General features: G+C 62.6%; 20 protein-coding genes, 3 pseudogenes and 1 riboswitch. Of the genes and pseudogenes, 14 read left to right on the top strand and 9 right to left on the bottom strand.

Going from position 1 to position 23,343, the window contains the following annotated elements; all coding sequences use genetic code 11:
* Positions 1 to 27: 27 nt before the first annotated feature.
* On the bottom strand, positions 28 to 873 hold the full coding sequence (metF, locus tag AB5975_07835; protein XDR21740.1) for a methylenetetrahydrofolate reductase [NAD(P)H]: 846 nt from the start codon (positions 871 to 873) through the stop codon (positions 28 to 30).
* Positions 874 to 995: 122 nt separating this feature from the next.
* Positions 996 to 2,405, bottom strand: coding sequence for an adenosylhomocysteinase (gene ahcY / locus AB5975_07830; GenBank protein ID XDR21739.1), 1,410 nt, complete (start codon positions 2,403 to 2,405; stop codon positions 996 to 998).
* A gap of 20 nt (positions 2,406 to 2,425) precedes the next feature.
* Positions 2,426 to 2,522: riboswitch (S-adenosyl-L-homocysteine riboswitch) on the bottom strand.
* 179 nt (positions 2,523 to 2,701) lie between these two features.
* On the opposite strand from ahcY, the gene AB5975_07825 reads away from it, so the two are divergent.
* Positions 2,702 to 3,103, top strand: coding sequence for an acyl-CoA thioesterase (locus AB5975_07825; protein XDR21738.1), 402 nt, complete (start codon positions 2,702 to 2,704; stop codon positions 3,101 to 3,103).
* A 32-nt stretch (positions 3,104 to 3,135) separates the two neighbouring features.
* Here AB5975_07825 and AB5975_07820 read toward each other — a convergent pair whose 3' ends face one another.
* Positions 3,136 to 4,371, bottom strand: coding sequence for a cation:proton antiporter (locus AB5975_07820; GenBank protein XDR21737.1), 1,236 nt, complete (start codon positions 4,369 to 4,371; stop codon positions 3,136 to 3,138).
* A 180-nt stretch (positions 4,372 to 4,551) separates the two neighbouring features.
* On the opposite strand from AB5975_07820, the gene AB5975_07815 reads away from it, so the two are divergent.
* Positions 4,552 to 5,385, top strand: coding sequence for an EamA family transporter (locus tag AB5975_07815; GenBank protein XDR21736.1), 834 nt, complete (start codon positions 4,552 to 4,554; stop codon positions 5,383 to 5,385).
* A gap of 27 nt (positions 5,386 to 5,412) precedes the next feature.
* Positions 5,413 to 5,799, top strand: a complete 387-nt coding sequence (locus AB5975_07810) for an MAPEG family protein (protein ID XDR21735.1) — start codon at positions 5,413 to 5,415, stop codon at positions 5,797 to 5,799.
* Positions 5,800 to 5,849: 50 nt separating this feature from the next.
* On the opposite strand, the gene AB5975_07805 is transcribed toward AB5975_07810, so the two are convergent.
* Positions 5,850 to 7,001, bottom strand: a complete 1,152-nt coding sequence (locus tag AB5975_07805; protein ID XDR21734.1) for a murein transglycosylase A — start codon at positions 6,999 to 7,001, stop codon at positions 5,850 to 5,852.
* Between the two features lie 119 nt (positions 7,002 to 7,120).
* On the opposite strand from AB5975_07805, the gene AB5975_07800 reads away from it, so the two are divergent.
* Positions 7,121 to 7,579, top strand: a complete 459-nt coding sequence (locus AB5975_07800; GenBank protein XDR21733.1) for a cytochrome c — start codon at positions 7,121 to 7,123, stop codon at positions 7,577 to 7,579.
* Positions 7,580 to 7,649: 70 nt separating this feature from the next.
* Here AB5975_07800 and AB5975_07795 read toward each other — a convergent pair whose 3' ends face one another.
* From AB5975_07795 to AB5975_07780, 4 genes are all read right to left on the bottom strand, one after another.
* Complete coding sequence (locus AB5975_07795) at positions 7,650 to 8,042, bottom strand: DUF1090 domain-containing protein (GenBank protein XDR21732.1); 393 nt, start codon at positions 8,040 to 8,042, stop codon at positions 7,650 to 7,652.
* 131 nt (positions 8,043 to 8,173) lie between these two features.
* Positions 8,174 to 9,874, bottom strand: a complete 1,701-nt coding sequence (gene ligB, locus AB5975_07790; GenBank protein XDR21731.1) for an NAD-dependent DNA ligase LigB — start codon at positions 9,872 to 9,874, stop codon at positions 8,174 to 8,176.
* A gap of 145 nt (positions 9,875 to 10,019) precedes the next feature.
* A complete protein-coding gene (gene metK, locus AB5975_07785) occupies positions 10,020 to 11,210 on the bottom strand; it encodes a methionine adenosyltransferase (protein ID XDR21730.1) in 1,191 nt (396 codons plus the stop codon).
* A gap of 18 nt (positions 11,211 to 11,228) precedes the next feature.
* The gene (locus AB5975_07780) at positions 11,229 to 12,221 is read right to left on the bottom strand and encodes an ArsR/SmtB family transcription factor (GenBank protein XDR21729.1); all 993 of its coding nucleotides are present in this window, start codon (positions 12,219 to 12,221) and stop codon (positions 11,229 to 11,231) included.
* Positions 12,222 to 12,449: 228 nt separating this feature from the next.
* On the opposite strand from AB5975_07780, the gene tkt reads away from it, so the two are divergent.
* From tkt to AB5975_07735, 9 genes and pseudogenes are all read left to right on the top strand, one after another.
* On the top strand, positions 12,450 to 14,447 hold the full coding sequence (gene tkt, locus AB5975_07775) for a transketolase (GenBank protein XDR21728.1): 1,998 nt from the start codon (positions 12,450 to 12,452) through the stop codon (positions 14,445 to 14,447).
* 190 nt (positions 14,448 to 14,637) lie between these two features.
* Positions 14,638 to 15,698 (top strand): annotated as a pseudogene (gene epd, locus AB5975_07770) (erythrose-4-phosphate dehydrogenase).
* A gap of 12 nt (positions 15,699 to 15,710) precedes the next feature.
* Entirely contained in the window at positions 15,711 to 16,874 is a 1,164-nt protein-coding gene (locus AB5975_07765; GenBank protein XDR21727.1) for a phosphoglycerate kinase, read from the top strand.
* Positions 16,874 to 17,125: a hypothetical protein gene (locus AB5975_07760; GenBank protein ID XDR21726.1), complete on the top strand. Its 252-nt coding sequence runs from the start codon at positions 16,874 to 16,876 to the stop codon at positions 17,123 to 17,125. Before AB5975_07765 ends, AB5975_07760 begins: the two co-directional genes overlap by 1 nt.
* Before the next feature lie 63 nt (positions 17,126 to 17,188).
* A complete protein-coding gene (locus AB5975_07755) occupies positions 17,189 to 17,518 on the top strand; it encodes an MliC family protein (protein ID XDR21725.1) in 330 nt (109 codons plus the stop codon).
* A gap of 100 nt (positions 17,519 to 17,618) precedes the next feature.
* Positions 17,619 to 18,683, top strand: a complete 1,065-nt coding sequence (fba, locus tag AB5975_07750) for a class II fructose-bisphosphate aldolase (protein XDR21724.1) — start codon at positions 17,619 to 17,621, stop codon at positions 18,681 to 18,683.
* A 216-nt stretch (positions 18,684 to 18,899) separates the two neighbouring features.
* Positions 18,900 to 21,025, top strand: a pseudogene (locus tag AB5975_07745) (putative bifunctional diguanylate cyclase/phosphodiesterase).
* Positions 21,026 to 21,064: 39 nt separating this feature from the next.
* Positions 21,065 to 21,565, top strand: a complete 501-nt coding sequence (locus AB5975_07740; protein XDR22936.1) for a M48 family metallopeptidase — start codon at positions 21,065 to 21,067, stop codon at positions 21,563 to 21,565.
* Between the two features lie 12 nt (positions 21,566 to 21,577).
* Positions 21,578 to 21,874 carry a helix-turn-helix domain-containing protein gene (locus AB5975_07735; GenBank protein ID XDR21723.1) on the top strand — a complete coding sequence of 99 codons (297 nt, stop codon included), beginning with the start codon at positions 21,578 to 21,580 and terminating at the stop codon, positions 21,872 to 21,874.
* A 114-nt stretch (positions 21,875 to 21,988) separates the two neighbouring features.
* On the opposite strand, the gene AB5975_07730 is transcribed toward AB5975_07735, so the two are convergent.
* Positions 21,989 to 22,441, bottom strand: a complete 453-nt coding sequence (locus AB5975_07730; GenBank protein XDR21722.1) for a GNAT family N-acetyltransferase — start codon at positions 22,439 to 22,441, stop codon at positions 21,989 to 21,991.
* Positions 22,442 to 22,594: 153 nt separating this feature from the next.
* Between AB5975_07730 and AB5975_07725 the strand changes: the two are divergent.
* A pseudogene (locus AB5975_07725) lies at positions 22,595 to 23,331 on the top strand (substrate-binding periplasmic protein).
* Positions 23,332 to 23,343 lie beyond the last annotated feature (12 nt).

The raw sequence follows: 23,343 nt of genomic DNA, 5'->3' as shown, positions 1-23,343 counted from the left end.
TTCTTAAGCAGACTTTGCCAAAAGATTTCAGCGTGGCAGCTTCAGGTTGTTCCAGATCGCCAGGCTCGGTTCGGCTTGGTTCAGGGTATAGAAGTGCAGGCCCGGTGCGCCGCCTTGCAGCAGCTGTTCGCACATGCGGGTAATCACTTCTTCGCCGAAGGCCTGGATGCTGGCGGTGTCGTCGGCATAGGCTTCCAGCTGCTTGCGGATCCAACGTGGGATCTCGGCGCCGCAGGCATCGGAGAAGCGGGCCAGCTTGCTGTAGTTGGTAATCGGCATGATGCCCGGTACTACCGGGATGTCCACGCCCAGCTTCTGCGCGCGCTCGACGAAGTAGAAGTAGCTGTCGGCGTTGAAGAAGTACTGGGTGATGGCGCTGTCGGCACCGGCCTTGACCTTGTGCACGAAGTTGGCCAAGTCGGTTTCGAAGTTGCGCGCCTGTGGGTGCATTTCTGGGTAGGCGGCCACTTCCAGGTGGAAGTGATCGGCGGTTTCCTGGCGGATGAACTCGACCAGGTCACTGGCGTAGCGCAATTCGCCACTGGCCATGCCCATACCCGACGGCAGGTCACCACGCAGGGCGACAATGCGCTTGATGCCGGCAGCCTTGTATTCGGCCAGCAGGGCGCGCAGGTCGTCCTTGGAGTCACCCACGCATGACAGGTGCGGCGCGGCAGGCACCTTCACTTCGTTTTCCAGCTGTAGCACGGTGTTCAGCGTGCGGTCGCGGGTCGAGCCACCGGCACCGTAGGTGCAGGAAAAGAAGTCCGGGTTGTAAGTGGCCAGCTGGCGGGCGACGCCCATCAGCTTTTCGTGACCGGCATCGGTCTTGGTCGGAAAGAACTCGAAACTGTAGCGGCGTTCTTGTGACATCACTCGTTCCTCAAGCAGCCAGCTGCTAGCGGCAAGCTGCAAGTAAAAGCCAGATCGGTGATGGCCGATCTGGCTTGGGCATCGTTCATGAACCTTGAAGCTCGATGCTTCAAGCTTGCCGCTTAGTAGCGGTAGGCGTGTGGCTTGAACGGGCCTTCGACGGTCACGCCGATGTAGTCGGCTTGCTGCTTGGTCAGTTTGGTGACCACGCCGCCGAAGCCGCGGACCATTTCCAGGGCCACTTCTTCGTCGAGCTTCTTCGGCAGCACTTCAACGGTCAGGCGCTCGGCTTTCTTCTCGGCCGACAGGTCGGCGTACTTCTGCTCGAACAGGAAGATCTGTGCCAGTACCTGGTTGGCGAACGAACCGTCCATGATGCGGCTTGGGTGGCCAGTGGCGTTGCCCAGGTTGACCAGGCGGCCTTCGGCCAGCAGGATCAGGTAGTCGTCGTTCTGCGGGTCGAAGCTGCCAGCGCCGGTGCGGTGGATCTTGTGCACCTGCGGCTTGACCTCTTCCCAAGCCCAGTTCTTGCGCATGAAGGCGGTGTCGATCTCGTTGTCGAAGTGGCCGATGTTGCAGACCACGGCACGCTTCTTCAGGGCCTTGAGCATGTTGGCGTCGCAGACGTTGACGTTACCGGTGGTGGTCACGATCAGGTCGATCTTGCCCAGCAGGGCCTTGTCGATGCTGGCTTCGGTGCCGTCGTTGATACCGTCGATGAACGGCGAGACCAGCTCGAAGCCGTCCATGCAGGCCTGCATGGCGCAGATTGGGTCAACTTCGGTGACCTTGACGATCATGCCTTCCTGACGCAGGGACTGGGCCGAACCCTTGCCCACGTCACCGTAGCCGATCACCAGGGCTTGCTTGCCCGACAGCAGGTGGTCGGTACCACGCTTGATGGCGTCGTTCAGGCTGTGACGGCAGCCGTATTTGTTGTCGTTTTTGCTTTTGGTGACCGAGTCGTTGACGTTGATCGCCGGGACTTTCAGCTCGCCCTTGGCCAGCATGTCCAGCAGGCGGTGCACGCCGGTGGTGGTTTCTTCGGTCACGCCGTGAACACGGTCCAGCACCTGTGGGTACTTCTTGTGCAGCAGTTCGGTCAGGTCGCCGCCGTCGTCGAGGATCATGTTGGCGTCCCATGGCTGGCCATCTTTCAGGATGGTTTGCTCCAGGCACCACTCGTACTCTTCTTCGGTTTCACCTTTCCAGGCGAATACCGGGATGCCGGCGGCTGCGATCGATGCGGCGGCCTGGTCTTGAGTCGAGAAGATGTTGCAGGACGACCAGCGCACTTCGGCACCCAGGGCAACCAGGGTTTCGATCAGTACGGCGGTCTGGATGGTCATGTGGATGCAGCCCAGGATCTTCGCACCCTTGAGCGGTTGCTCGGTCAGGTACTTGCGACGCAGGCCCATCAGGGCTGGCATTTCCGATTCGGCAATGATGGTTTCGCGACGGCCCCAGGCGGCCAGGGAGATGTCAGCGACTTTGTAATCGGTAAAACCAGCAGGCATGTTTGCAGCGCTCATGAGAGCCTCCATTCGTAGTGTGCGAATGGGCGCCGTTGTGCGTTAAGCGCCCGCGAGAGCGAGCAACGCCCCATCCGAGCCTGACAGGCCTAGCCTGCTGCAGCGCCCCTCGGACAGGTGGCGGGCATGGCCCCGCTGTGGGCAGCCATGTGAAGCGGCGCAGATCATAGCCGCGAGCGGCACCTTCACCCAAGGTTTTCTGTCGATTAATCGCGACGATAGTCGATGTTCAATGGAGCGATGGCGGCCGCTCTGCCATCATTGCTACACGTTAGCCAAGCAGGTCAGGAGTACAGATGAACTTTCACACCCGCAAATGGGTTAAACCCGAAGACCTCAACCCCAATGGCACCCTGTTCGGTGGCAGCCTGTTGCGCTGGATCGACGAAGAGGCGGCGATCTACGCCATCGTCCAGCTGGGCAACCAGCGCGTGGTGACCAAGTACATGTCGGAAATCAACTTCGTCAGTGCGTCGCGCCAGGGCGACATCATCGAGCTGGGCATTACCGCCACCGAGTTCGGCCGCACCTCGATCACCCTCAAGTGCGAAGTGCGCAACAAGATCACCCGCAAGAGCATCCTGACCGTCGACAAGATGGTGTTCGTAAACCTGGGTGAAGACGGCTTGCCGGCAGCCCATGGGCGCACCGAGATCAAGTACGTGCAGGACCAGTTCCCGGATTCGGCAGTAGAGTGATTTTCTGGGGCCGCAAAGCGGCCCCAAAAACCTCACGGCTGGGCGCTGACCTTGCGCACCACCCGCCCGATGCTCAAACCCTGCACCAGAATCGATGACAACACCACGATGTAGGTGATCGACAGCAGCAGGTCACGCTCCTCGCCCAACGGCAGCGACAGTGCCAGGGCCACCGACACCCCGCCGCGCAGGCCGCCCCAAGTCAGCACCCGTACCGTGCCCTTGGGCACAGGGCGCCAGCGGCGCAGCAGCACGATCGCCGGGGCCACGGTCAGCAACCGCGACAGCAGCACCGCCAGCGCCAGCACGCCGCCGGCCGCCAGGTGCATCCAGTTGAACGGCAGCAGCAACAGCTCCAGGCCGATCAAGGCGAACAGCAAGGCATTGAGCATGTCATCGATCAGCTCCCAGAAACCGTCCATGTAGCGGCGCGTCATGTCATTCATCGCCAGGTTTCGCCCCAGGTTACCGATGATCAGGCCGGCCACCACCATGGCGATCGGTGCCGACACGTGCAGCTCGTAGCACATCGCCGAGCCACCGATAACCAGTGCCAGGGTCAGCATGACCTCCACCTGGTACTGCTCGATGCTCTTGATCATGCGGTACGTGGCATAGCCGATCAGGCCGCCGAATACCACGCCGCCAATGGCCTCGCGGGCGAACAGGATCGCCGTGTCGGTCAGGCTTGGCGTTTCACCCAGCTGGATGATGCCCAGCAACACGGTGAACACCACGACCGCCGTGCCGTCGTTGAACAGCGATTCGCCAACGATGGTGGTTTTCAGCGGTTTGGACGCATTGGCGGTACGCAGCGCGCCCAGTACGGCAATCGGGTCGGTGGGCGAGATCAGCGCACCGAACAGCAGGCAGTAGATCAGCGGTACCTGCCAGCCGAACAAGGCGAATACCCAGTGCGACAGGTAGCCAATGACCACGGTAGCGATCAGCACGCCCAAGGTGGCCAGCAGGCCAATGGGCCAGCGGTAGCTGCGCAGGTCGCTGAGGTTGACGTGCAATGCACCGGCAAACAGCAGGAAGGCCAACATCCAGTGCATCAGCAGGTCGTTGAAATCGATTTGGTTCATCAAGCCTTCGACACGTTCTTCCAGGCCAGGGAAGCCGATCAGGCTAAGGCCCTGCAGCATCAGGGAGAACAGCAGTGCCGTGACCATCACGCCGATGGCGGGTGGCAGGCCGATGAAGCGGTAATTGACGTAGGTAAGGAGGGTGGTGAGGCAGATAAACGCGGCAACTAATTCAAGCATCCCGAATCCTGTAACAGTGGCTTCCAAGTCGTAACCCGAATGGCTCGGGCAGCTCTTTGATGACCTGGCGCGGGGTTCGGGACACAGGGTTTGACCGGAATCTCTGTAATCGTTCCCATGCAGTGGCCCTCTGGAATGCCATATATTCAACCCTTGAACACCGCACAAGGATAAGAAGGCGTGTTGGCAACATCCCTGGTGCTGGTCGCCGCCCTGCTGCATGCGACCTGGAATACCCTGATCAAATTCAGCGGCGAGCGCTTGCTGGTCATCGCCAGCATGGACACGGTGGCGCTTGCGTTCGCGTTGCTGGCCGTGCCTTTCGTCGATGTGCCACCTGCCGAAATCTGGCCCTGGCTGATCGCCTCCGCGTTGGCCGAGCAGCTGTACCGCTATTTGCTGATCCAGGCCTACCGCGTGGGTGACCTGGGGCTGGTCTATCCTCTGATGCGCGGGCTGTCGCCGCTGGTGGTGCTGGGGCTGACCCTGGCCTTTGCCGGGGAATCGCTGAGCCAGCAGCAGATCATCGGTATCCTGCTGATCCCCTGCGGCATGGCGTGCCTGTTGTGGCAGGGCGGCGGCGGTGACCGGCTGCCCTGGTCGATGCTGCCGGTAGTCGCCTTGATTGGCCTGTGCATCGGCTGCTACACCTGGTTCGACGGCCAAGCCGTGCGCCTATGGGGCAAACCGTGGGATTACCTGGTGTGGCTGACCCTGCTCAGCGCCTGGCAGTTCCCGTTGCTGGCCAGCGTGGCGCGGCGAGCACCGTTCGTCCTGTTTTGGCGAACGCAATGGCGTTTGGGTTTGGCGGTTGGGTTTTGCGTATTGTTCAGTTATGCCCTGGTGTTGTGGGCCATGCACCTGGGGTCGGTGGCCGAGGCGGCAGCGTTACGGGAACTGAGCGTGATTCTGGTGGTGCTGCTGGGTATGCGCTACCTCAAAGAACCTTTTGGCGGGCCGAGACTCCTAGCTTGCGGGCTGGTCCTGGCAGGCACGCTGGTGATGAAGCTCTAACCCATTTTCGAACAAGGAGTCTTGAGCATGACCGTTGCCCTGTGGTGCATCCTGATCGCGCTGCTGTTGAACCCGCTTTGTGCCTTGATCGCCAAGGTGAGCAGTGGCCGGTTCGGACTAAAGGACAATCACGATCCGCGTGCCTTCCTCGATACCTTGTCGGGCCTGCCACGGCGCGCCCATGCTGCGCAGCAGAACGGCTATGAGGCGTTTCCGGCATTTGCAGCGGCGGTGCTGGTGGCGGATATCGTCGGCAATGCCGAGCAGGTGACCCAGGATGTGTTGGGGGTGATGTATATCACCAGCCGCCTGCTATACATCATCTGCTACCTGGCCGACTGGGCGGCCTTGCGCTCGCTGGTGTGGTTTGCCGGATTGGCAATTATCGTATCGTTCTTCGTGGTTTCCATCTGAAGCCGCGTTGCCTGCTTCGCGGGCAACGCCCGCGAAGAAACCAACGCCGATCAAAGTACTTTAGGTACTCCTGGCAGTGGTTGGCCCTTGGGCCACAACATCCAGATCTGCCCTTGCTGCTTCATGTTCCCGGCCAACTCGCCGGCTTCCGGCCCGGTGCCCCAGAACAGGTCTGCACGCACTTCACCCGTAATCGCCCCGCCGGTGTCCTGTGCGCCTACCGGTCGTACCACGGGTGAACCGTCCGGGCGTGTGGTAGACAGCCATAACAGGCTCCCCAGCGGAATCACCTTGCGATCGATGGCCACGCTGTAGCCGGCGGTGAGCGGCACGTTCAGCGAACCGCGCGGGCCTTCATTGCTGTCCGGCCGGGTGCTGAAGAACACGTAGCTGGGGTTGCTGGCCAGCAGTTCCGGTACGCGCTGCGGGTTGGCCTGGGCCCAGGCATGAATGGCACCCATGCTTACTTCCTCTTTCTTCAGCTGGCCCTGTTCCACCAGCCAGCGGCCGATCGGCCGGTAAGGGTGGCCGTTCTGGTCGGCGTAGCCCAGGCGCAGTTGGCGGCCGTCTTCCAGTTGAACCCGGCCGGAGCCCTGGATCTGCAGGAACTGCAGGTCCATTGGATCAGTCAGCCAGGCCAGCACAGGCGCCTTGACGCCATTGCGGTTGATCACTTCGGCTGTGTCGTACGGTTTGAGCACCCGGCCATCGAGCCGACCGCGCAGGCGTTTACCCTTGAGCTCGGGGTACACGCTGGCCAGGTCCACCACGATCATGTCATCCGGGATGCCGTAGACCGCCACATGGTTGCTCGCCGATTGCCTCAGGCTGCCGGGGTAGACCGGCTCGTAGTAACCGGTAATCAGACCGTTGGCATTGTTCTCGGCGGAGCGCAGGCCGTAAACCTGCAAGTTCTGCTCAAGGAAGGTACGCACCTGGGCGGCGCTGGCTGTGGCGTTGCCGGCGGCTTCGCAGGTGGCGGCCCACACCGCGTCACGCTTGAGCTTTTCGCAGCCGCTGCGCCAGGCGTAGAAACCGGCCAGCAAGTCTTCATCGCTGACCGCGGGCAGGTCTTTCCAGGTGGCCGGGGCGTAGGTGGCGATGGCGTGGGGCTCGGGCTTGGCGTTTTCGCCGCCGTTGCAACCGGCCAGCAAAGCCAGCACTGGCAGTGTCCAGGCCAGATGGCGCAGGGCAGATTTCATGTGTGCATTCCTGTCATGGGCGAACATGAAGATTCGCCCCTGTTTTTTATGTGGCTATTGGTCTTTGGCCCTTGGGCAGCGATACTGGCTGCCCATTTGCGTAGGCCGAAGTGAGTGTGATGTTGAAGCGATTGACCGTTGTTGTTCTGGCCGCACTGGCCCTGGGCGGTGCCCTGAGTGGGTGCGATAGGGTCGACCCCAACTCGCCGCTGGGCAAGCGCAAGGTAATTTTCAAGGACATGCTCAAGACCAGCGAAGACTTGGGCGGCATGTTGCGTGGCCGGTTGCCGTTCGACGGGGTGAAATTTGCCGACGGTGCGTTGAAGCTGGACGGCCTTGCGCACCAGCCCTGGCAGCACTTTCCACAGGTACGCGATGGGGGTGACAGCGCCGCCCGTGCCGAAGTATGGGAGCGTCAGGCGCGCTTTCATGACCTGGCCCGTCAGCTGGAGGGTGTTACCGGCGAACTGGTCGAGGTAACCCGCAGCCAGCCGCTGGATGCTGCGCAGTTGAAAGTGCCGATGGACAAGGTCGAAGCGGCTTGCAAGGCGTGCCATACCGAGTTTCGTAATCATTGATGGCCTGCGCTGCCCTCTGTGGAACTGTCTTGAATTCCTGTAGGGCGGCCGCGCTTATCCGTCGGATGCCTCAGCGGTCGAGGTCGTCGACCGCTTCCTGCAGCTCTTTACGCGATTCGGCCAGCTTGTCCTTGCGCTTGTTGATCTTCTCCGCGTCGCCTTTCTTCTCGGCTTTCTTCAGGTCCTTTTCCCGCTGCGCCACTTCGTGACGTGCATCGAGCACCTTCTGCTCACGCTCTTTGCGCAGGCTGGCATCCGTGCAGTTGTCTACGCCGCGCAGCGCTTCTTCCAGCCCCGCGACTTGGTCGCTGTTACCGTGGTCACGGGCAATTTTCAGCTGGTTCTCGATGGCGCTGCGTTTGGCGGCGCAACCGGTCAGGCCAGGGTCCGGCTGGGCCGCTTGCACGGCGCCTGCAGCCAAACCCAGCGATGCGAGCAGGAAAAGAGTCGAAATGCGTTTCATGAAAAGCCTCCTGAACGGGGCGGGGCAGCAAAAGTTGCTGGAAATCCTGCCTTGGTTTTGCCCATTTAGAAACCCTTGGTGAGGTTTTCCGGTTGAATCCCGGGTTTTCCTGCAGGCTTTTTGGTAAAAAATCATTGCTCGATGCGCTCAGGGGGGGGCGAAAACCCTTCAATGCCGGATTCCGCCAACCGTGTGGCAATGGCTTGCACCTCCGCGGCCGCGAAGAAACCCACAAGCTGACGCGAGCGTTTTACGCCGATGTCGGGCACTGTTTGCCATTGACCCGCGCTGCGCGAAGCCATTTCTTGCCAGCCGCCTGTCAGTTGCAAATGCTTGCCAATGGGCGCGCCAAGGCCGCGCAGCCACTGATCGAAGGGGCGTGAGCGGGCTTGGTCGAAACTGCCCAGCAGTTGGGCCGCTGTAAGGCTGCTGATGCCGGGCACCTGCTGCAGGCGTTCGGCATCGAGCTGCAGCCAATCGGTCATCGAAGTTACCAGGCCCGCATCGACCAGCCGACGCCATGTGCCGGGCCCGGTACGTGGGAGGGCCAAGCCCTGTTTGCCGCTGAGCCAGGTGAGCCGGGCGATGAATTGTTCCTCGCAGCCTTCGCTGGGCTGCCAGCAACTGAGGGCATGATGCCGACCGGGTGCAGGCGCGCCCAGTGGTTGGCGTTCGACCGCGCGGTGCACGACGTGCTCAAGGCGAGGGATGGTCAGCCCGGCGAGGCTGATAGCGACCTGGTCACCGGGGCGAATATCCAGGGCTTGCCAACGCGCCAGCGAGCCGAGGCTGACCTGGGTGATGCGCCGGTCATCGAGGGTTACCGGCTGCACATGCGCAATGGGCGTGATCCTGCCAGTGCGGCCAACCCGAAAGCGCACGTCGCGTACTTCGGCCAACGCTTGTACATAGGGGTATTTCCAGGCGGCGATCCAGTACGGCGCCTTGGCCTGCCAGCGCTCGGCAGGCGGCCGGCTGCCCAGGCGCAGGATCACGCCGTCGCTGGCAAAGGGCAGGGGTGAACGGTACCAGTGCTCACGCCAGCGCGCTGCATCCTCCAGCGTGTCGACGGCGATACTGTAATGATGGCTATCCGGGAAGCCCAGTTGTGCCAGCTGCGCGAGGCGATCGGCCTGTCGCTCGGGGCCATGCGGCCAGCCCCACACGAACAGGCCGATCGTGTTCCCTTGCTCGCGAGTCAGTTGTTTGCGTGCGAGCAGCCCGGCCACGGTACCGCGAGCGTTGGCACTGCCTGCCTTGGCCTGTACGTGTTCGTTCAGGCGCAGGTACAGCTCACCCTGCAAGTGCAGGTCAATCGCCTGAGGCAACTGTCGGGTGACTGCATCGAGCTGGGGAATGTGCCTGCTCCAGTCATGCCCCTGCAGCCCGTCCCCCCGGCTGATCAGCTGTACCAATTGGCCTTGTCGATAAATGAGGGAAGCTGCGACACCGTCGACCTTGGGCTGTACCCATACCCCGGTTTTCCCGGCCATCCAGCGTGCCACGGCCTGGCGGTCCGCCAGCTTGTCGACACCGGTATGCGGCACGGGGTGAGGGAGTGGACCGCGAGCGCTGGTCAAGGGTGACGGGCTGGGCGCGAGGCCAAAGCACTGCTGCAGGTGCACCAGGCGCTGGCGGCTCTGGTCGTAAAGCTCATCAGCCACCAGCGCGATACCCTGGCGATGGTAGTGCTCGTCCCAGCCGGTAAGGGTGGCCTGTAGTTGCGCGGCTTCAGCCTCGGCCTTTTGCGGGGTCCAGTCGGGGCATGAGGCGGCCCAGGCCAGTGGGGTATTTAGCGCAAACAGCATGGCGAACAACAGCAGGTACGGCATGGCCAGCATCCTTGCATGGCAGGTAGGAACCCCCAGACTAGGCAGGTTCTCTGGCGCTTGCTGAAGCACCATTGTCAGCCGATATGTCACAAAAAAGCCCCTGCCGATTGCTCGGCAGGGGCTTTCGCCTGGTGCTGTAGGAAACTTACAGGCCGGCAGCGTCACGCAGCGACTGGGCGCGGTCGGTGCGCTCCCAGGTGAAGGTGGTGAAGGTGTCGTCGCCGACAGTCTTCTGCTGCGGGGTACGGCCGAAGTGACCGTAGGCAGCGGTTTCCTGATACATCGGGTGCAGCAGGTCGAGCATGGTGGTGATGGCGTATGGACGCAGGTCGAAGCACTCGCGCACCAGCTGGATGATCTTGTCGTCGGAGACCTTGCCGGTGCCGAAGGTGTTGATCGAGATGGAGGTCGGCTGGGCCACGCCAATGGCGTACGACACCTGGATCTCGCAGCGCTCGGCCAGGCCAGCGGCAACGATGTTCTTGGCCACGTAGCGGCCGGCGTAGGCGGCGGAGCGGTCGACCTTGGACGGGTCCTTGCCGGAGAACGCGCCACCCCCGTGGCGGGCCATGCCGCCGTAGGAGTCGACGATGATCTTGCGGCCGGTCAGGCCGCAGTCACCCACCGGGCCACCGATGATGAAGTTGCCGGTCGGGTTGATGTGGTACTGGGTGCCTTTGTGCAGCAGTTCGGCCGGCAGGGTGTGCTTGACGATCAGCTCCATCACGGCTTCTTGCAGGTCTTTCTGCGACACTTCCGGGTTGTGCTGGGTCGACAGCACCACGGCGTCGATGCCGACTACCTTGCCATTTTCGTAGCGGCAGGTGACCTGCGACTTGGCATCCGGACGCAGCCATGGCAGCAGGCCGGACTTGCGCGCTTCGGCCTGGCGCTCGACCAGACGGTGCGAGAAGCAGATCGGCGCCGGCATCAGCACTTCGGTTTCGTTGCTGGCGTAGCCGAACATCAGGCCCTGGTCACCGGCGCCCTGGTCTTCTGGCTTGGAGCGGTCCACGCCCTGGGCGATGTCTACCGACTGCTTGCCGATGATGTTCATCACGGCGCAGGTGGCACCGTCGAAACCGACGTCGGAGCTGTTGTAGCCGATGTCGATGATGACTTTGCGCACCAGGTCTTCCAGGTCGACCCAGGCCGAAGTGGTGACTTCGCCGGCGATGATGGCGACACCGGTCTTGACCAGCGTTTCGCAGGCTACGCGGGCGTACTTGTCCTGGGCGATGATGGCATCGAGGACAGCGTCCGAAATCTGGTCGGCGATCTTGTCCGGATGCCCTTCGGACACGGACTCGGAGGTGAAAAGGGAGTATTCGCTCATCTCGAAGGTTCCTGAAATTTACCGATGGTGTATGTCGTCAGCCGTCCGCTGGAAATGGCGGACCTGGATCTGGAAACCGTTACGCAAGCCCACGTACAGGCTGTCCCCATGGGCCAGCCCGGCAGCGTTGGCCCAGCGCGCCAGGTCGTCCTGCTCAAAGCCAAGCCACAGGTCGCCGCAGGCTTCGCGCGCCCACCCCTGGTCATGGCTGCACAGTTCGGTTACCAGCAGGCTGCCGCCTGCCTTCACCCGTTTGGCCAGCTGGCGCAAGGCCAGGGCCGGGTCGCTGAAATGGTGCAGCACCATGTTCAGCACAACGCAGTCGGCGGCCACATCCGTTGCACCCAGTGCATCGGCCAACTGCAGGTTCACGTTTTCGAGCCCTTCGCGCTGGCACACCTGGCGCGCCAGTTCGAGCATGGTCGGGCTGTTGTCCAGGGCGGTGACCTGGGCGAAGCGCCGTGCCAGGTCAGGCAGGAAGCCACCGTCACCGGGGCCGACCTCAAGCGCGCTGGCAGCCGGGTCGAAATGCAGCTTGTCGAGCAGCGCCAGCAGGCTTTCGCGGTACTGCGGCAGGCCGGCGATCAGGTCTTGCTGGGCGCGGAACTTCTCTTCCACGCGCAGGAAGAAGTCCTGGCTGGTGGCCGCGCGGCGTTGCTGCACTTGGGCGATGCGTGCCTGCACATCGGGCGGCAGGGCCAGGTCGTCGACTTCTTCGAGCAGCGCCACATGCAGCCGACCGCCCAGGCGCAGGCCGTCAGGCAGGGCGCGGCGGTAGAAGATGGCGTTGCCTTCGCGCCGGGTTGCCACCAGCTCGGCCTGGGCCAGCACCTTCAGATGGTGACTCATGCCCGACTGGCCGATGTCGAAAATCTGCGCCAGTTCCAGCACGCCGAACGAATCGTTGGCCAGTGCGCGCAATACGTTCAGGCGCAACGCATCGCCACTGGCTTTGCACAGGGCGGCCAATGCTTCGCGTTGCTCGGGTGTCGATTGCGTGCGCAGGTTCATGGGGCGGCAGTCTAGACAGGCATCGATGCCCTAGCAAGGCCAATATCAAAAAGTTTTGATATTGAGTGATGAGCGGGGCGGCTAACCCGGTTTTGCCCCGAATTGAATGCCAATCACAGGAAAATCCCCCGACTGCGACCATACGTCATTGCCCCAAGCCCCCCCAGTGGGCGAAAATGGCCGCCTTTTTCGTGACACCACCTATTCAAGCCCCCCAGGAGATCAGCGATGCCCAGCCGTCGTGAACGTGCCAACGCCATTCGTGCCCTCAGCATGGATGCCGTGCAAAAGGCCAACAGCGGCCACCCAGGTGCCCCTATGGGCATGGCGGATATCGCCGAAGTACTTTGGCGCGACTATCTGAAGCACAACCCGAGCAACCCGAACTTCGCCGACCGTGACCGCTTCGTGCTGTCCAACGGCCATGGCTCGATGCTGATCTACTCGCTGCTGCACCTGACCGGCTACGACGTCACCATCGATGACCTCAAGTCGTTCCGCCAGCTGCACAGCCGTACTCCGGGCCACCCGGAATTCGGCTACACCCCGGGTGTCGAAACCACCACCGGCCCGCTGGGCCAAGGCCTGGCCAACGCCGTGGGCTTTGCCCTGGCCGAGAAAGTACTGGGCGCCCAGTTCAACCGTGAAGGCCACAACATCGTCGACCACAACACCTATGTGTTCCTGGGCGACGGTTGCATGATGGAAGGCATCTCCCACGAAGTCGCCTCGCTGGCCGGCACCCTGGGCCTGAACAAGCTGGTTGCCTTCTATGACGACAACGGCATCTCCATCGACGGTGAAGTGGAAGGCTGGTTCACCGACGACACGCCGAAGCGTTTCGAGTCCTACAACTGGCTGGTGATCCGCAACGTCAATGGCCATGACGCCGACGAGATCCGTACGGCCATCGAGACCGCCCGCAAGAGCGATCGTCCGACCCTGATCTGCTGCAAGACCATCATCGGTTTCGGCTCGCCGAACAAGCAGGGCAAGGAAGACTGCCACGGCGCTCCGCTGGGCAACGACGAAATCGCCCTGGCCCGCAAGGAACTGAACTGGAACCACGGTCCGTTCGAAGTCCCTGCCGACATCTACGCCGAGTGGGATGCCAAGCAAGCCGGTGCCAAGGCCGAAGCCGAATGGAACACGCGTTTCGACGCCTACGCCGCCGCCTTCCCAGAACTGGCCAGCGAGCTCAAGCGCCGCCTGAGCGGTGAGCTGCCGGCCGACTTCGCGGAAAAAGCCGCTGCCTATATTGCTGAAGTCGCGGCCAAGGGCGAGACCATTGCCAGCCGCAAGGCCAGCCAGAACACCCTGAACGCCTTCGGCCCGCTGCTGCCGGAATTGCTGGGCGGCTCGGCCGACCTGGCCGGTTCCAACCTGACCCTGTGGAAAGGTTGCAAGGGCGTCAGCCATGAAGATGCCAATGGCAACTACATGTACTACGGCGTGCGCGAGTTCGGCATGACCGCCATCATGAACGGCGTTGCCCTGCACGGTGGCCTGGTGCCTTACGGCGCGACCTTCCTGATGTTCATGGAATACGCCCGCAACGCCGTGCGCATGTCTGCACTGATGAAGCAGCGTGTGATCCACGTCTACACCCATGACTCCATTGGTCTGGGCGAAGACGGCCCGACTCACCAGCCGATCGAGCAGCTGGCCAGCCTGCGCAGCACGCCGAACCTGGACACCTGGCGCCCGGCCGACGCGGTGGAATCCGCCGTGTCCTGGAAACACGCCCTGGAGCGCAAGGACGGCCCTTCGGCGCTGATCTTCTCGCGCCAGAACCTGCAGCACCAGGTACGCAGCGATGCACAGATCGCCGACATCGCCCGTGGCGGTTACGTGCTCAAGGACTGCGCTGGCGAGCCTGAGCTGATCCTGATCGCTACCGGTTCCGAAGTGGGCCTGGCCGTTCAGGCCTTCGACAAGCTGACCGAGCAAGGCCGCAAGGTGCGGGTCGTGTCGATGCCGAGCACCAGCGTGTTCGACGCCCAGGACGCAGCCTACAAGCAGTCCGTGCTGCCGCTTGAAGTGGGTGCGCGCATCGCCATCGAAGCCGCCCACGCCGACTTCTGGTACAAGTACGTCGGCCTGGAAGGTCGTATCATTGGCATGACCACCTACGGTGAGTCGGCGCCAGCTTCGGCACTGTTCGAAGAGTTTGGTTTCACCCTGGAGAACATCCTGGGTACTGCCGAAGAGCTGCTGGAAGACTGATGTAACAATGGAGGGCAGTGACGCCCTCCAGGTCGTGCAAGGGGAGGGCTTCGCCCTCCATCGCGACGCAAGGCCGCTCCTACAGGTACCGCGCAACCCCGATGTTGCCGCGGTACCTGTAGGAGCGGCCTTGTGTCGCGATGGGCCGCAACGCGGCCCCAAAAGCCATCATGCGTTAGCGAGCCAACGAATGCCCCACCTGCGTCCCTACAAAGTTGCACTCAACGGTTATGGCCGCATCGGCCGCTGTGTCCTGCGCGCGCTGTTCGAGCGGGGGGCAAAGGCCGGTTTCGAGATCGTCGCGCTGAACGACCTGGCCGACCAGGCCAGCTTGGAATACCTGACCCGCTTCGACTCCACCCACGGCGTTTCCCCGGCGAGGTGAAGGTCGACGGCGACTGTCTGCATATCAATGGCGACTGCGTGAAGGTGATGCGCAGTGCCACCCCCGAAGGCATCGACTGGGCCGCGCTGGGCATCGACCTGGTGCTGGAGTGCTCCGGTGCCTACAACACCCGTGCCGATGGCCAGCGCTTCCTCGATGCCGGTGCGCCCCGGGTGCTGTTCTCGCAGCCGATGGCCAGCGAGGCCGACGTTGACGCCACGGTGGTCTATGGCATCAACCAGGCCTGCCTGACCGGCAGCGAGCGCCTGGTGTCCAACGCCTCGTGCACCACCAACTGCGGCGTGCCACTGCTGCGGGTGCTGGACCAGGCGTTCGGCATCGAATATGTGCAGATCACCACCATCCACTCGGCCATGAACGACCAGCCGGTGATCGACGCCTACCACCACGAAGACCTGCGCCGCACGCGCTCGGCCTTCCAGTCGGTGATCCCGGTGTCCACTGGTCTGGCGCGTGGCATCGAACGCCTGCTCCCGGAACTTGCCGGGCGAATCCAGGCCAAAGCGGTACGGGTACCGACCGTCAACGTCTCGTGCCTGGACATCACCCTGCAGACCGCCCGCGACACCAGCGCGGCCGAGGTCAACCGGGTGCTGCGCGAGGCCGCGCTGGAAGGCCCGCTGAAAGGCCTGCTGGCCTACACCGAGCTGCCGCACGCCAGCTGTGATTTCAACCATGACCCGCATTCGGCGATCGTCGATGCCAGCCAGACTCGTGTTTCCGGCCCTCGCCTGGTGAACCTGCTGGCCTGGTTCGACAACGAATGGGGTTTTGCCAACCGTATGCTCGACGTTGCAGAACACTTTCTGCACGTCGTCCACCCAACCCGCAACAAACAGCCCTGAAGGACTGCATTCATGACCGTGTTGAAGATGACCGACCTCGACCTGCAAGGTAAGCGCGTACTGATCCGCGAAGACCTCAACGTGCCTGTGAAGGACGGTGTGGTAGCCAGCGACGCGCGTATCCTGGCAGCGCTGCCGACCATCAAGCTGGCCCTGGAGAAGGGCGCGGCGGTAATGGTCTGCTCGCACCTGGGCCGCCCGACTGAAGGCGAATTCTCTGCCGAGAACAGCCTCAAGCCGGTTGCCGACTACCTGAGCAAGGCCCTGGGCCGTGATGTGCCGCTGGTTGCCGACTACCTGGACGGTGTCTCGGTACAGGCCGGTGAGCTGGTGCTGTTCGAGAACGTGCGCTTCAACAAGGGCGAGAAAAAGAACGCCGACGAGCTGGCGCAGAAATACGCCGCCCTGTGCGATGTGTTCGTCATGGACGCTTTCGGCACCGCGCACCGCGCCGAAGGTTCGACCCATGGCGTAGCCAAGTTCGCCAAAGTCGCTGCTGCCGGCCCGCTGCTGGCGGCCGAGCTGGATGCCCTGGGCAAGGCCCTGAAGGCCCCGGCCAAACCGATGGCGGCCATCGTTGCCGGCTCCAAGGTTTCCACCAAGCTGGACGTGCTGAACAGCCTGAGCAGCGTCTGCGACCAGCTGATCGTCGGCGGCGGTATTGCCAACACCTTCCTGGCCGCTGCTGGGCACCCGGTGGGCAAGTCGCTGTACGAGCCGGACCTGGTCGATACTGCAAAAGCCATCGCTGCCAAGGTCAGCGTACCGCTGCCAGTCGACGTGGTGGTCGCCAAGGAATTCGCTGAAACCGCCGAAGCCACCGTCAAGGCCATCGCCGACGTTGCCGCCGACGACATGATCCTGGACATCGGCCCGCAAACCGCAGCCAACTTCGCCGAACTGCTGAAGTCGTCGAAGACCATCCTGTGGAACGGCCCGGTCGGCGTGTTCGAGTTCGACCAGTTCGGCAACGGCACCAAGGTGCTGGCCAAAGCCATTGCCGACAGCGCCGCGTTTTCCATCGCCGGTGGCGGTGACACCCTGGCAGCCATCGACAAATATGGCGTCAGCAAGGAAATCTCCTACATTTCTACCGGGGGTGGTGCCTTCCTCGAATTCGTCGAAGGCAAGGTTCTGCCAGCGGTGGCAATCCTGGAAGAGCGGGCCAAGGCCTGATGACGTCGGCGCTTGGCAAAGGGAGTGGCCTGATGGTCAAGCAGTTGCCTGTGATGATGCTGGCTGGCCTGCTGAGCGCCTGCTCGGGTAGCCCGGCCTCCGATGGCGACCCGGCGCACCCGCCCAAGGGCGGGTGCTACCAGTCCGAGTGGCAGGCCGAAACCGTGCCGGTCATCAGCAAGCGCGTGGGCCCGGAAGGCCTGGAAAAGTACGACGAAGACCACCAGCGCAAGGCACCAGGCTGCCCTTGAACCCGGCGTTTCGTCGGCTCAGGCAACCAAGCGGCCGCTGTGTGGTCAGCTAGAGGATATGCAATGAAAGCGCTTTTGGCCGTGACGGCCCTGGCGACACTGGCAGGATGCTCACTGCTGCAGCCGGCGCAACCCGCCCCGGCAGACAACTGGACCCGTTGGGTCTGCGACACCCAGGCCGAAGTGCTGTGGCGCTTCGCCGATGCACAACGCGACCAGGTCGACGTGCGCCTTGGCGGCGGTGACCAGGTCTACCGGCTCAAGTCCGAGCCGGGTGCTTCGGGTGCGCTGTACAGCGATGGCATGCTGGCCTTCCACACCAAGGGCGAAGAAGGCCTGGTGTACTGGGTGGCAACCAACGATCTGATTGGGCGGGGCTGCAAGGCACCGTGACTGGCCGGGCCGCGAGGGTGGCCCACACTACTTGAACAGCAACCGCCCCTGCGGCAGGCTTGCACGAAACAAACGACGCTTGTCGGGAGAGAGATACACAATGGCACTCATTAGCATGCGCCAGATGCTGGACCACGCCGCCGAGTTCGGTTACGGCGTACCAGCTTTCAACGTCAACAACCTCGAGCAGATGCGCGCCATCATGGAAGCGGCCGACAAGACCGATTCCCCCGTGATCGTCCAGGCTTCGGCCGGTGCCCGCAAATACGCCGGCGCCCCGTTCCTGCGCCACCTGATCCTGGCTGCCATCGAAGAGTTCCCGCATATCCCGGTGTGCATGCACCAGGACCACGGCACCAGCCCTGACGTCTGCCAACGTTCGATCCAGCTGGGCTTCAGCTCGGTGATGATGGACGGCTCGCTGGGTGAAGACGGCAAGACCCCGACCGACTACGAGTACAACGTCCGCGTTACCCAGCAGACCGTTGCCATGGCGCACGCCTGCGGCGTTTCGGTAGAAGGCGAGCTGGGCTGCCTGGGTTCGCTGGAAACCGGCATGGCCGGTGAAGAAGACGGTATCGGCGCCGAAGGCGTGCTGGACCACAGCCAGATGCTGACCGACCCGGAAGAGGCCGCCGACTTCGTCAAGAAGACCCAGGTCGACGCCCTGGCGATTGCCATCGGTACCAGTCACGGTGCCTACAAGTTCACCAAGCCACCTACCGGTGACGTGCTGGCCATCGACCGCATCAAGGAAATTCACAAGCGCATCCCCAACACCCACCTGGTGATGCACGGTTCGTCCTCGGTACCGCAAGAGTGGCTGGCGATCATCAACCAGTACGGCGGCGACATCAAGGAAACCTACGGTGTACCGGTCGAAGAGATCGTCGAAGGCATCAAGTACGGTGTGCGCAAGGTCAACATCGATACCGACCTGCGTCTGGCCTCTACCGGTGCCATGCGCCGCCTGATGGCGACCAACCCGAGCGAGTTTGACCCGCGCAAGTTCTTCGGTGAAACCGTCAAGGCCATGCGTGACGTGTGCATCGCCCGTTACGAAGCCTTCGGCACCGCTGGCAATGCCTCGAAGATCAAGCCGATCTCCCTGGAAGGCATGTATCAGCGTTACCTGAAAGGTGAGCTGGCCGCCAAGGTCAACTGATCGACAGGCAGCCCATAAAAAAAACCCGCAGCGATGCGGGTTTTTTTTATGGGCAAAGAAAGCCTGCGCATAATTTCGGCAGACCGACCGTTAGTCGGCTACCGTACAGTTGAGCCACTGATAGCGTTCTGATTGCATTGCGCGTTACAGCCTCGGGTCTAGAGTATTGATGGATCCAACCGTATTTTGAAGTCGGTCACATAACAGAGAAGCAGCATGGATGGCGCTCACCCTCAACCACAGCCACTGGATGGCAGCTCGGTTCTTCTGGTAGTAGACGACTACCCCGAGAACCTGATCAGCATGCGGGCCTTGCTGGCCCGGCAGGATTGGCAAGTGTTGACGGCAAGCTCGGGGATGGAAGCCTTGAGTGCGTTGCTTGAACACGAAGTCGACCTGGTGCTGCTGGATGTACAGATGCCGGAAATGGACGGTTTTGAGGTTGCCCGGCTGATGCGCGGCAGCCAACGCACCCGGCTGACCCCGATCATTTTCCTCACCGCCAACGAACAGTCCGAAGCGGCCGTGCTCAAAGGCTACGCCAGCGGCGCCGTGGACTACATGTTCAAACCGTTCGACCCGCAGATTCTCAAACCCAAGGTTCAGGCGCTGCTCGACCAGCAGCGCAACCGTCGCATGCTGCAGCGGCTGAGCCGTGAGCTGGAAGCGGCCAGGGCCTTCAACGCGTCGATCCTGGAAAATGCCGCCGAAGGCATCCTGGTGGTAGATGCCGAAGGCACCATCAGTTTTGCCAACCCGGCCATCTCGCGCTTGCTGTCGTCCCCGGTGCAGCAGCTGCAGGGCGCCCACCTGCTCGACCTGATGCAACTGGCCAGTGCCAGCCTGTGGCGCGAATCGGACTTCTACCAGGCCTATCTGGGCGCCAGATTTTCCGTGTACACGATGCCCAACTACGCACACAGGGGGGCGAACTGGTGCCGGTGGCGCTGTCCTGCGCACCGTTGCCCGTCGACCAGCAGGCCATGGTGGTGACCGTGCTGGACATGTCGGTGGTGCGCAACCTGCACCAGCAACTGGAGTACCAGGCCATTACCGACCCGCTCACCGGTCTGCTCAACCGTCGCGGTTTCTATCAGGCCGCCGAAGGTGCGCTATTGCGCAACGAGCGCTCGGACAAGGCGCAGGCGTTGATGTACATGGACCTGGACGGCTTCAAGCGTATCAACGACTCGCTTGGCCATGATGCGGGCGACCGGGTGTTGCGCTGGGTGGCCGAGCAGCTCAAGGACTGCCTGGGCAGTGAGGCTTTGCTGGCGCGCATGGGCGGGGATGAGTTCACCGCACTGTTCGACAGCTTGCCTTACCCGGAGCAGGCCGGGCGTTATGCCGAACGGCTGCTCGAGCGTGTTTCCATCAGCCATGAGGTAGACGGGCTCGACGTATGCCTTGGGGTGAGCATCGGCATCGCCACCTACCCGGACTGCGGCGCCAATGTAGAAGGCCTGCTACGCGCAGCCGATGCCGCGATGTACGCGGCCAAGCGGGCCGGCCGCCAGCAATATCGCTTCTACGATCAGGAACTCAATGGAAGGGCGCGCTCGCGGTTGATGCTTGAGGACGGTGTGCGCACGGCCATCGAGCAGCAAGACTTCACCTTGGTGTACCAGCCGCAGGTCTCCTTCAACGATGGCCGTCTGCGAGGGTTCGAAGCCTTGCTGCGCTGGCAGCACCCCAGTGTTGGCGATGTGCCGCCGGGGCTGTTCATCCCGTTGCTGGAGGAGGCGCGGTTGATCAACCGCCTGGCCAGCTGGATCTACCGCCAGGGCGCGGCCCAGCGGCAGGCCTGGTACGAACGCTTTCCGGCAGACCTTGTGCTTGGCATCAGCCTGAGCCGCGCGCAGTTCGTGATGCCAGGCCTGGTCGAAGAGCTGCAGCGGGTCATCCAGCTTTACCAGCTTGTCCCGGCGCAGCTGGAGGTGGAGGTGGCGGAAACCTCGCTGATGTACAACATCGATGCGGCCGTCAAACAGATACACCGCTTGCGCGAGCTTGGCGTGCGGGTGGCCCTGGATGACTTTGGTGCGGGCGACTGTTCGCTGCGCATGCTGCGTGACTTGCCGATCGACACCTTGAAACTCGACCGTCACCTGGTAGCGCGCTTGCCCGACTCGGCAGTGGATGCCGCCCTGGTGCGCAGCGTTATCGGGCTGTGTGCCGACTACAGCATCACGGTGATCGCCGAGGGTGTGGAAACCCCGGCACAGGCGGCCTGGCTCAAAGCCAATGGTTGTGAATACGTTCAGGGTTTCCTGGTGGCTTATCCGATGACTGCCGCGGACGCCAGCGGCTTCCCGGCGATTTTCTCCTGGCCAGGGCCATGATTGGCTAGAATCGGCATTCGTTACGCCGACTACAGCGCCATGACCGTATTACGTTACTTGCAAGCCTACCCGCCGCACCTGCGGCAGCAGGTGCGGCAGATGATCGACAGTGACCGCCTGGGTGAGTACCTGCAGCGCCGCTATCCCGACCGCCATGACGTGCAAAGCGACAAGGCGCTGTACGGCTATGCCCAGGATCTGCGCCAGCAGTACCTGCGCAGCGCGCCGGGCCTGGACAAGGTGCTGTTCGACAGCCGCCTCGACCTGACCCACCGCGCCCTGGGCCTGAACACGGCAGTGTCCCGGGTGCAGGGCGGCAAGCTCAAGGCGAAGAAGGAAATCCGTATTGCCTCCTTGTTCAAGGAGGCCGCGCCACAGTTCTTGCGCATGATCGTGGTGCACGAGCTGGCGCACCTGCGCGAGCGCGATCACAACAAGGCGTTCTACCAGCTCTGCCAGCACATGGAGCCGGACTATCACCAACTGGAATTCGACCTGCGCGTCTACCTGACCTACCGGGAGCTGCCGGGCAACCTCTAAGGAACATGCAGCATGGAAGTGAGCAAGACCAAGAGCAGCTTCTACCGGCGCCTATACGTGGCCTGGCTGATCGACAGCCAGACCGCGACCAGCGTGCCCGCCCTGATGGAGGCCACCGGCATGCCCCGGCGCACAGCCCAGGACACCATCGCCGCCCTGGCCGACCTGGACATCGTCTGCGAGTTCGAGCAGCTGGAAGGCGCACGCAACCACGCCGGGCATTACCGCATCCATGAGTGGGGGGCGATCGACAAGCAGTGGATCATCCGGCACCTGCGGCAGATCCGCGAAGTGCTGGGTTACCCCTGATCAAGCGGGCGGCTGTAGGAGCGGGCTTGCCCGCGAACACGGGCGAAGCCCGTGCCATCCACCTCGGTGCCTGCTTCGCGGGCGCGCCCGCTCCCACAGTGTCCCCAGGTAGCATCAGCCTTTACGCATGCCGATATGCGGAATGTCGTCTTCAAGATATTCCTCGCCCACCACCACAAACCCATGGCGGGCGTAGAAAGCCTGCAAGTGCGCCTGCGCCGACAGATAAACCGGCACCCCTGGCCAGCAATGCTCCGCAGCTTCCAACCCCTTGAGCAGCAATGTATGACCAAGCTTCAGCCCACGTGCCTCGGGTGCAGTCACCACGCGCCCGATCACCACGTCCCCGCCCTGTGACTGCGGGTCGAGCAGCCGCAGGTAGGCCACCAGCTTGTCTTCCTGCCAGGCCATCAGGTGCAAGGTATCGCCGCTCAGGTCCTGGCCATCGACTTCCTGGTACGCGCAACGCTGCTCGACCACGAACACTTCGGTGCGCAATTGCAAAATGGCATAGAGCTGGTCCTTGCCGAGGTCGGTGTGGTGCTTGCAGAGCCAGTCGATGGACATTGGCGAACTCCTTGAATGGGCTGTCGATCATCGCACGTCATCTGTGCTTCGGCCAAAATAGAGGCTAAATGACACTATTGGCCGCTGCCCTCGGCAACGGCTTTGTGTAATCTCATCGGCAGTGTGCGCCCCCCATTGCGAAAGGACGTGAGCATGCGGCCACTGCTTTGTGTTCTGGGATTACTGGCAATGATGCTGGCAACACCCGCCCCGGGTCACGACAGGCTACGCCTGGTGGCCGACAACTGGCCACCGTTCACCGATGCCAACATGGCGGGTGGCGGCCTGGCGACCAGCATCGTCACCACGGCATTGGCCCGTGCCGGCTACGCCAGCGGCTATGAAGAAGTGCCGTGGGCGCGGGCGTTGCTGGGGGTTGGTGAAGGGCGCTACGACGTGCTGATCAATGCCTGGTACAACGACTCACGCGCCAACATCGGGCAATTTTCCAAAGCCTATCTGAGTAACCGCATTCGCCTGCTGCAGCGCAAGGGCGAAGCGTTCCACTACAAGCACCAGTCTGACTTGTACCCCTACAGCATCGCCGTGGTGCGTGATTACGCCTACTCACCAGAATTCGACGGCGATACTCGCCTGCACAAGGTGCCGGTGCGCAACTTCTCTTCCGCGGTGCGCATGCTGGCGGCAGGGCGGGTGAACCTGGCGGTGGAGGACGAGTACGTGGCGCGTTACAACCTGCAGCGCGAGCCGCAGGACGTGCGTGATGGGGTGATGCTGGTGGAGCCGCCGTTGGGGAAAACACCCTGCACATCCTGGTCAGCCTGAAGCACCCGGAGCATCAGCGAATCGTCGAGCGTTTCGAGCAGGCGATTGCGGCGATGAAGGCCGATGGCAGCTATGCCCGGCTGCTGCGCCAACATGGCTTTTGACTTCTGAGGCCC

The sequence above is a fragment of the Pseudomonas putida genome (genome assembly GCA_041071465.1).
Lineage (GTDB): Bacteria > Pseudomonadota > Gammaproteobacteria > Pseudomonadales > Pseudomonadaceae > Aquipseudomonas > Aquipseudomonas putida_P.
Note: the sequence above shows the minus strand (reverse complement) of the source record. Positions and strands in the feature narration are given on the sequence as shown.

Excerpts from the sequence above, each read along its gene's own strand:
- AB5975_07825 (XDR21738.1), top strand. The coding sequence starts at position 2,702 with ATGAACTTTCACACCCGCAAATGGGTTAAACCCGAAGACCTCAACCCC.
- AB5975_07730 (XDR21722.1), bottom strand. The coding sequence starts at position 22,441 with ATGTCCATCGACTGGCTCTGCAAGCACCACACCGACCTCGGCAAGGAC.
- fba (XDR21724.1), top strand. The coding sequence starts at position 17,619 with ATGGCACTCATTAGCATGCGCCAGATGCTGGACCACGCCGCCGAGTTC.
- AB5975_07755 (XDR21725.1), top strand. The coding sequence starts at position 17,189 with ATGAAAGCGCTTTTGGCCGTGACGGCCCTGGCGACACTGGCAGGATGC.
- ahcY (XDR21739.1), bottom strand. The coding sequence starts at position 2,405 with ATGAGCGCTGCAAACATGCCTGCTGGTTTTACCGATTACAAAGTCGCT.
- ligB (XDR21731.1), bottom strand. The coding sequence starts at position 9,874 with ATGCCGTACCTGCTGTTGTTCGCCATGCTGTTTGCGCTAAATACCCCA.
- tkt (XDR21728.1), top strand. The coding sequence starts at position 12,450 with ATGCCCAGCCGTCGTGAACGTGCCAACGCCATTCGTGCCCTCAGCATG.
- AB5975_07780 (XDR21729.1), bottom strand. The coding sequence starts at position 12,221 with ATGAACCTGCGCACGCAATCGACACCCGAGCAACGCGAAGCATTGGCC.
- metK (XDR21730.1), bottom strand. The coding sequence starts at position 11,210 with ATGAGCGAATACTCCCTTTTCACCTCCGAGTCCGTGTCCGAAGGGCAT.
- AB5975_07805 (XDR21734.1), bottom strand. The coding sequence starts at position 7,001 with ATGAAATCTGCCCTGCGCCATCTGGCCTGGACACTGCCAGTGCTGGCT.
- AB5975_07820 (XDR21737.1), bottom strand. The coding sequence starts at position 4,371 with ATGCTTGAATTAGTTGCCGCGTTTATCTGCCTCACCACCCTCCTTACC.
- AB5975_07795 (XDR21732.1), bottom strand. The coding sequence starts at position 8,042 with ATGAAACGCATTTCGACTCTTTTCCTGCTCGCATCGCTGGGTTTGGCT.
- metF (XDR21740.1), bottom strand. The coding sequence starts at position 873 with ATGTCACAAGAACGCCGCTACAGTTTCGAGTTCTTTCCGACCAAGACC.
- AB5975_07800 (XDR21733.1), top strand. The coding sequence starts at position 7,121 with ATGTTGAAGCGATTGACCGTTGTTGTTCTGGCCGCACTGGCCCTGGGC.
- AB5975_07760 (XDR21726.1), top strand. The coding sequence starts at position 16,874 with ATGACGTCGGCGCTTGGCAAAGGGAGTGGCCTGATGGTCAAGCAGTTG.
- AB5975_07740 (XDR22936.1), top strand. The coding sequence starts at position 21,065 with ATGACCGTATTACGTTACTTGCAAGCCTACCCGCCGCACCTGCGGCAG.
- AB5975_07765 (XDR21727.1), top strand. The coding sequence starts at position 15,711 with ATGACCGTGTTGAAGATGACCGACCTCGACCTGCAAGGTAAGCGCGTA.
- AB5975_07810 (XDR21735.1), top strand. The coding sequence starts at position 5,413 with ATGACCGTTGCCCTGTGGTGCATCCTGATCGCGCTGCTGTTGAACCCG.
- AB5975_07735 (XDR21723.1), top strand. The coding sequence starts at position 21,578 with ATGGAAGTGAGCAAGACCAAGAGCAGCTTCTACCGGCGCCTATACGTG.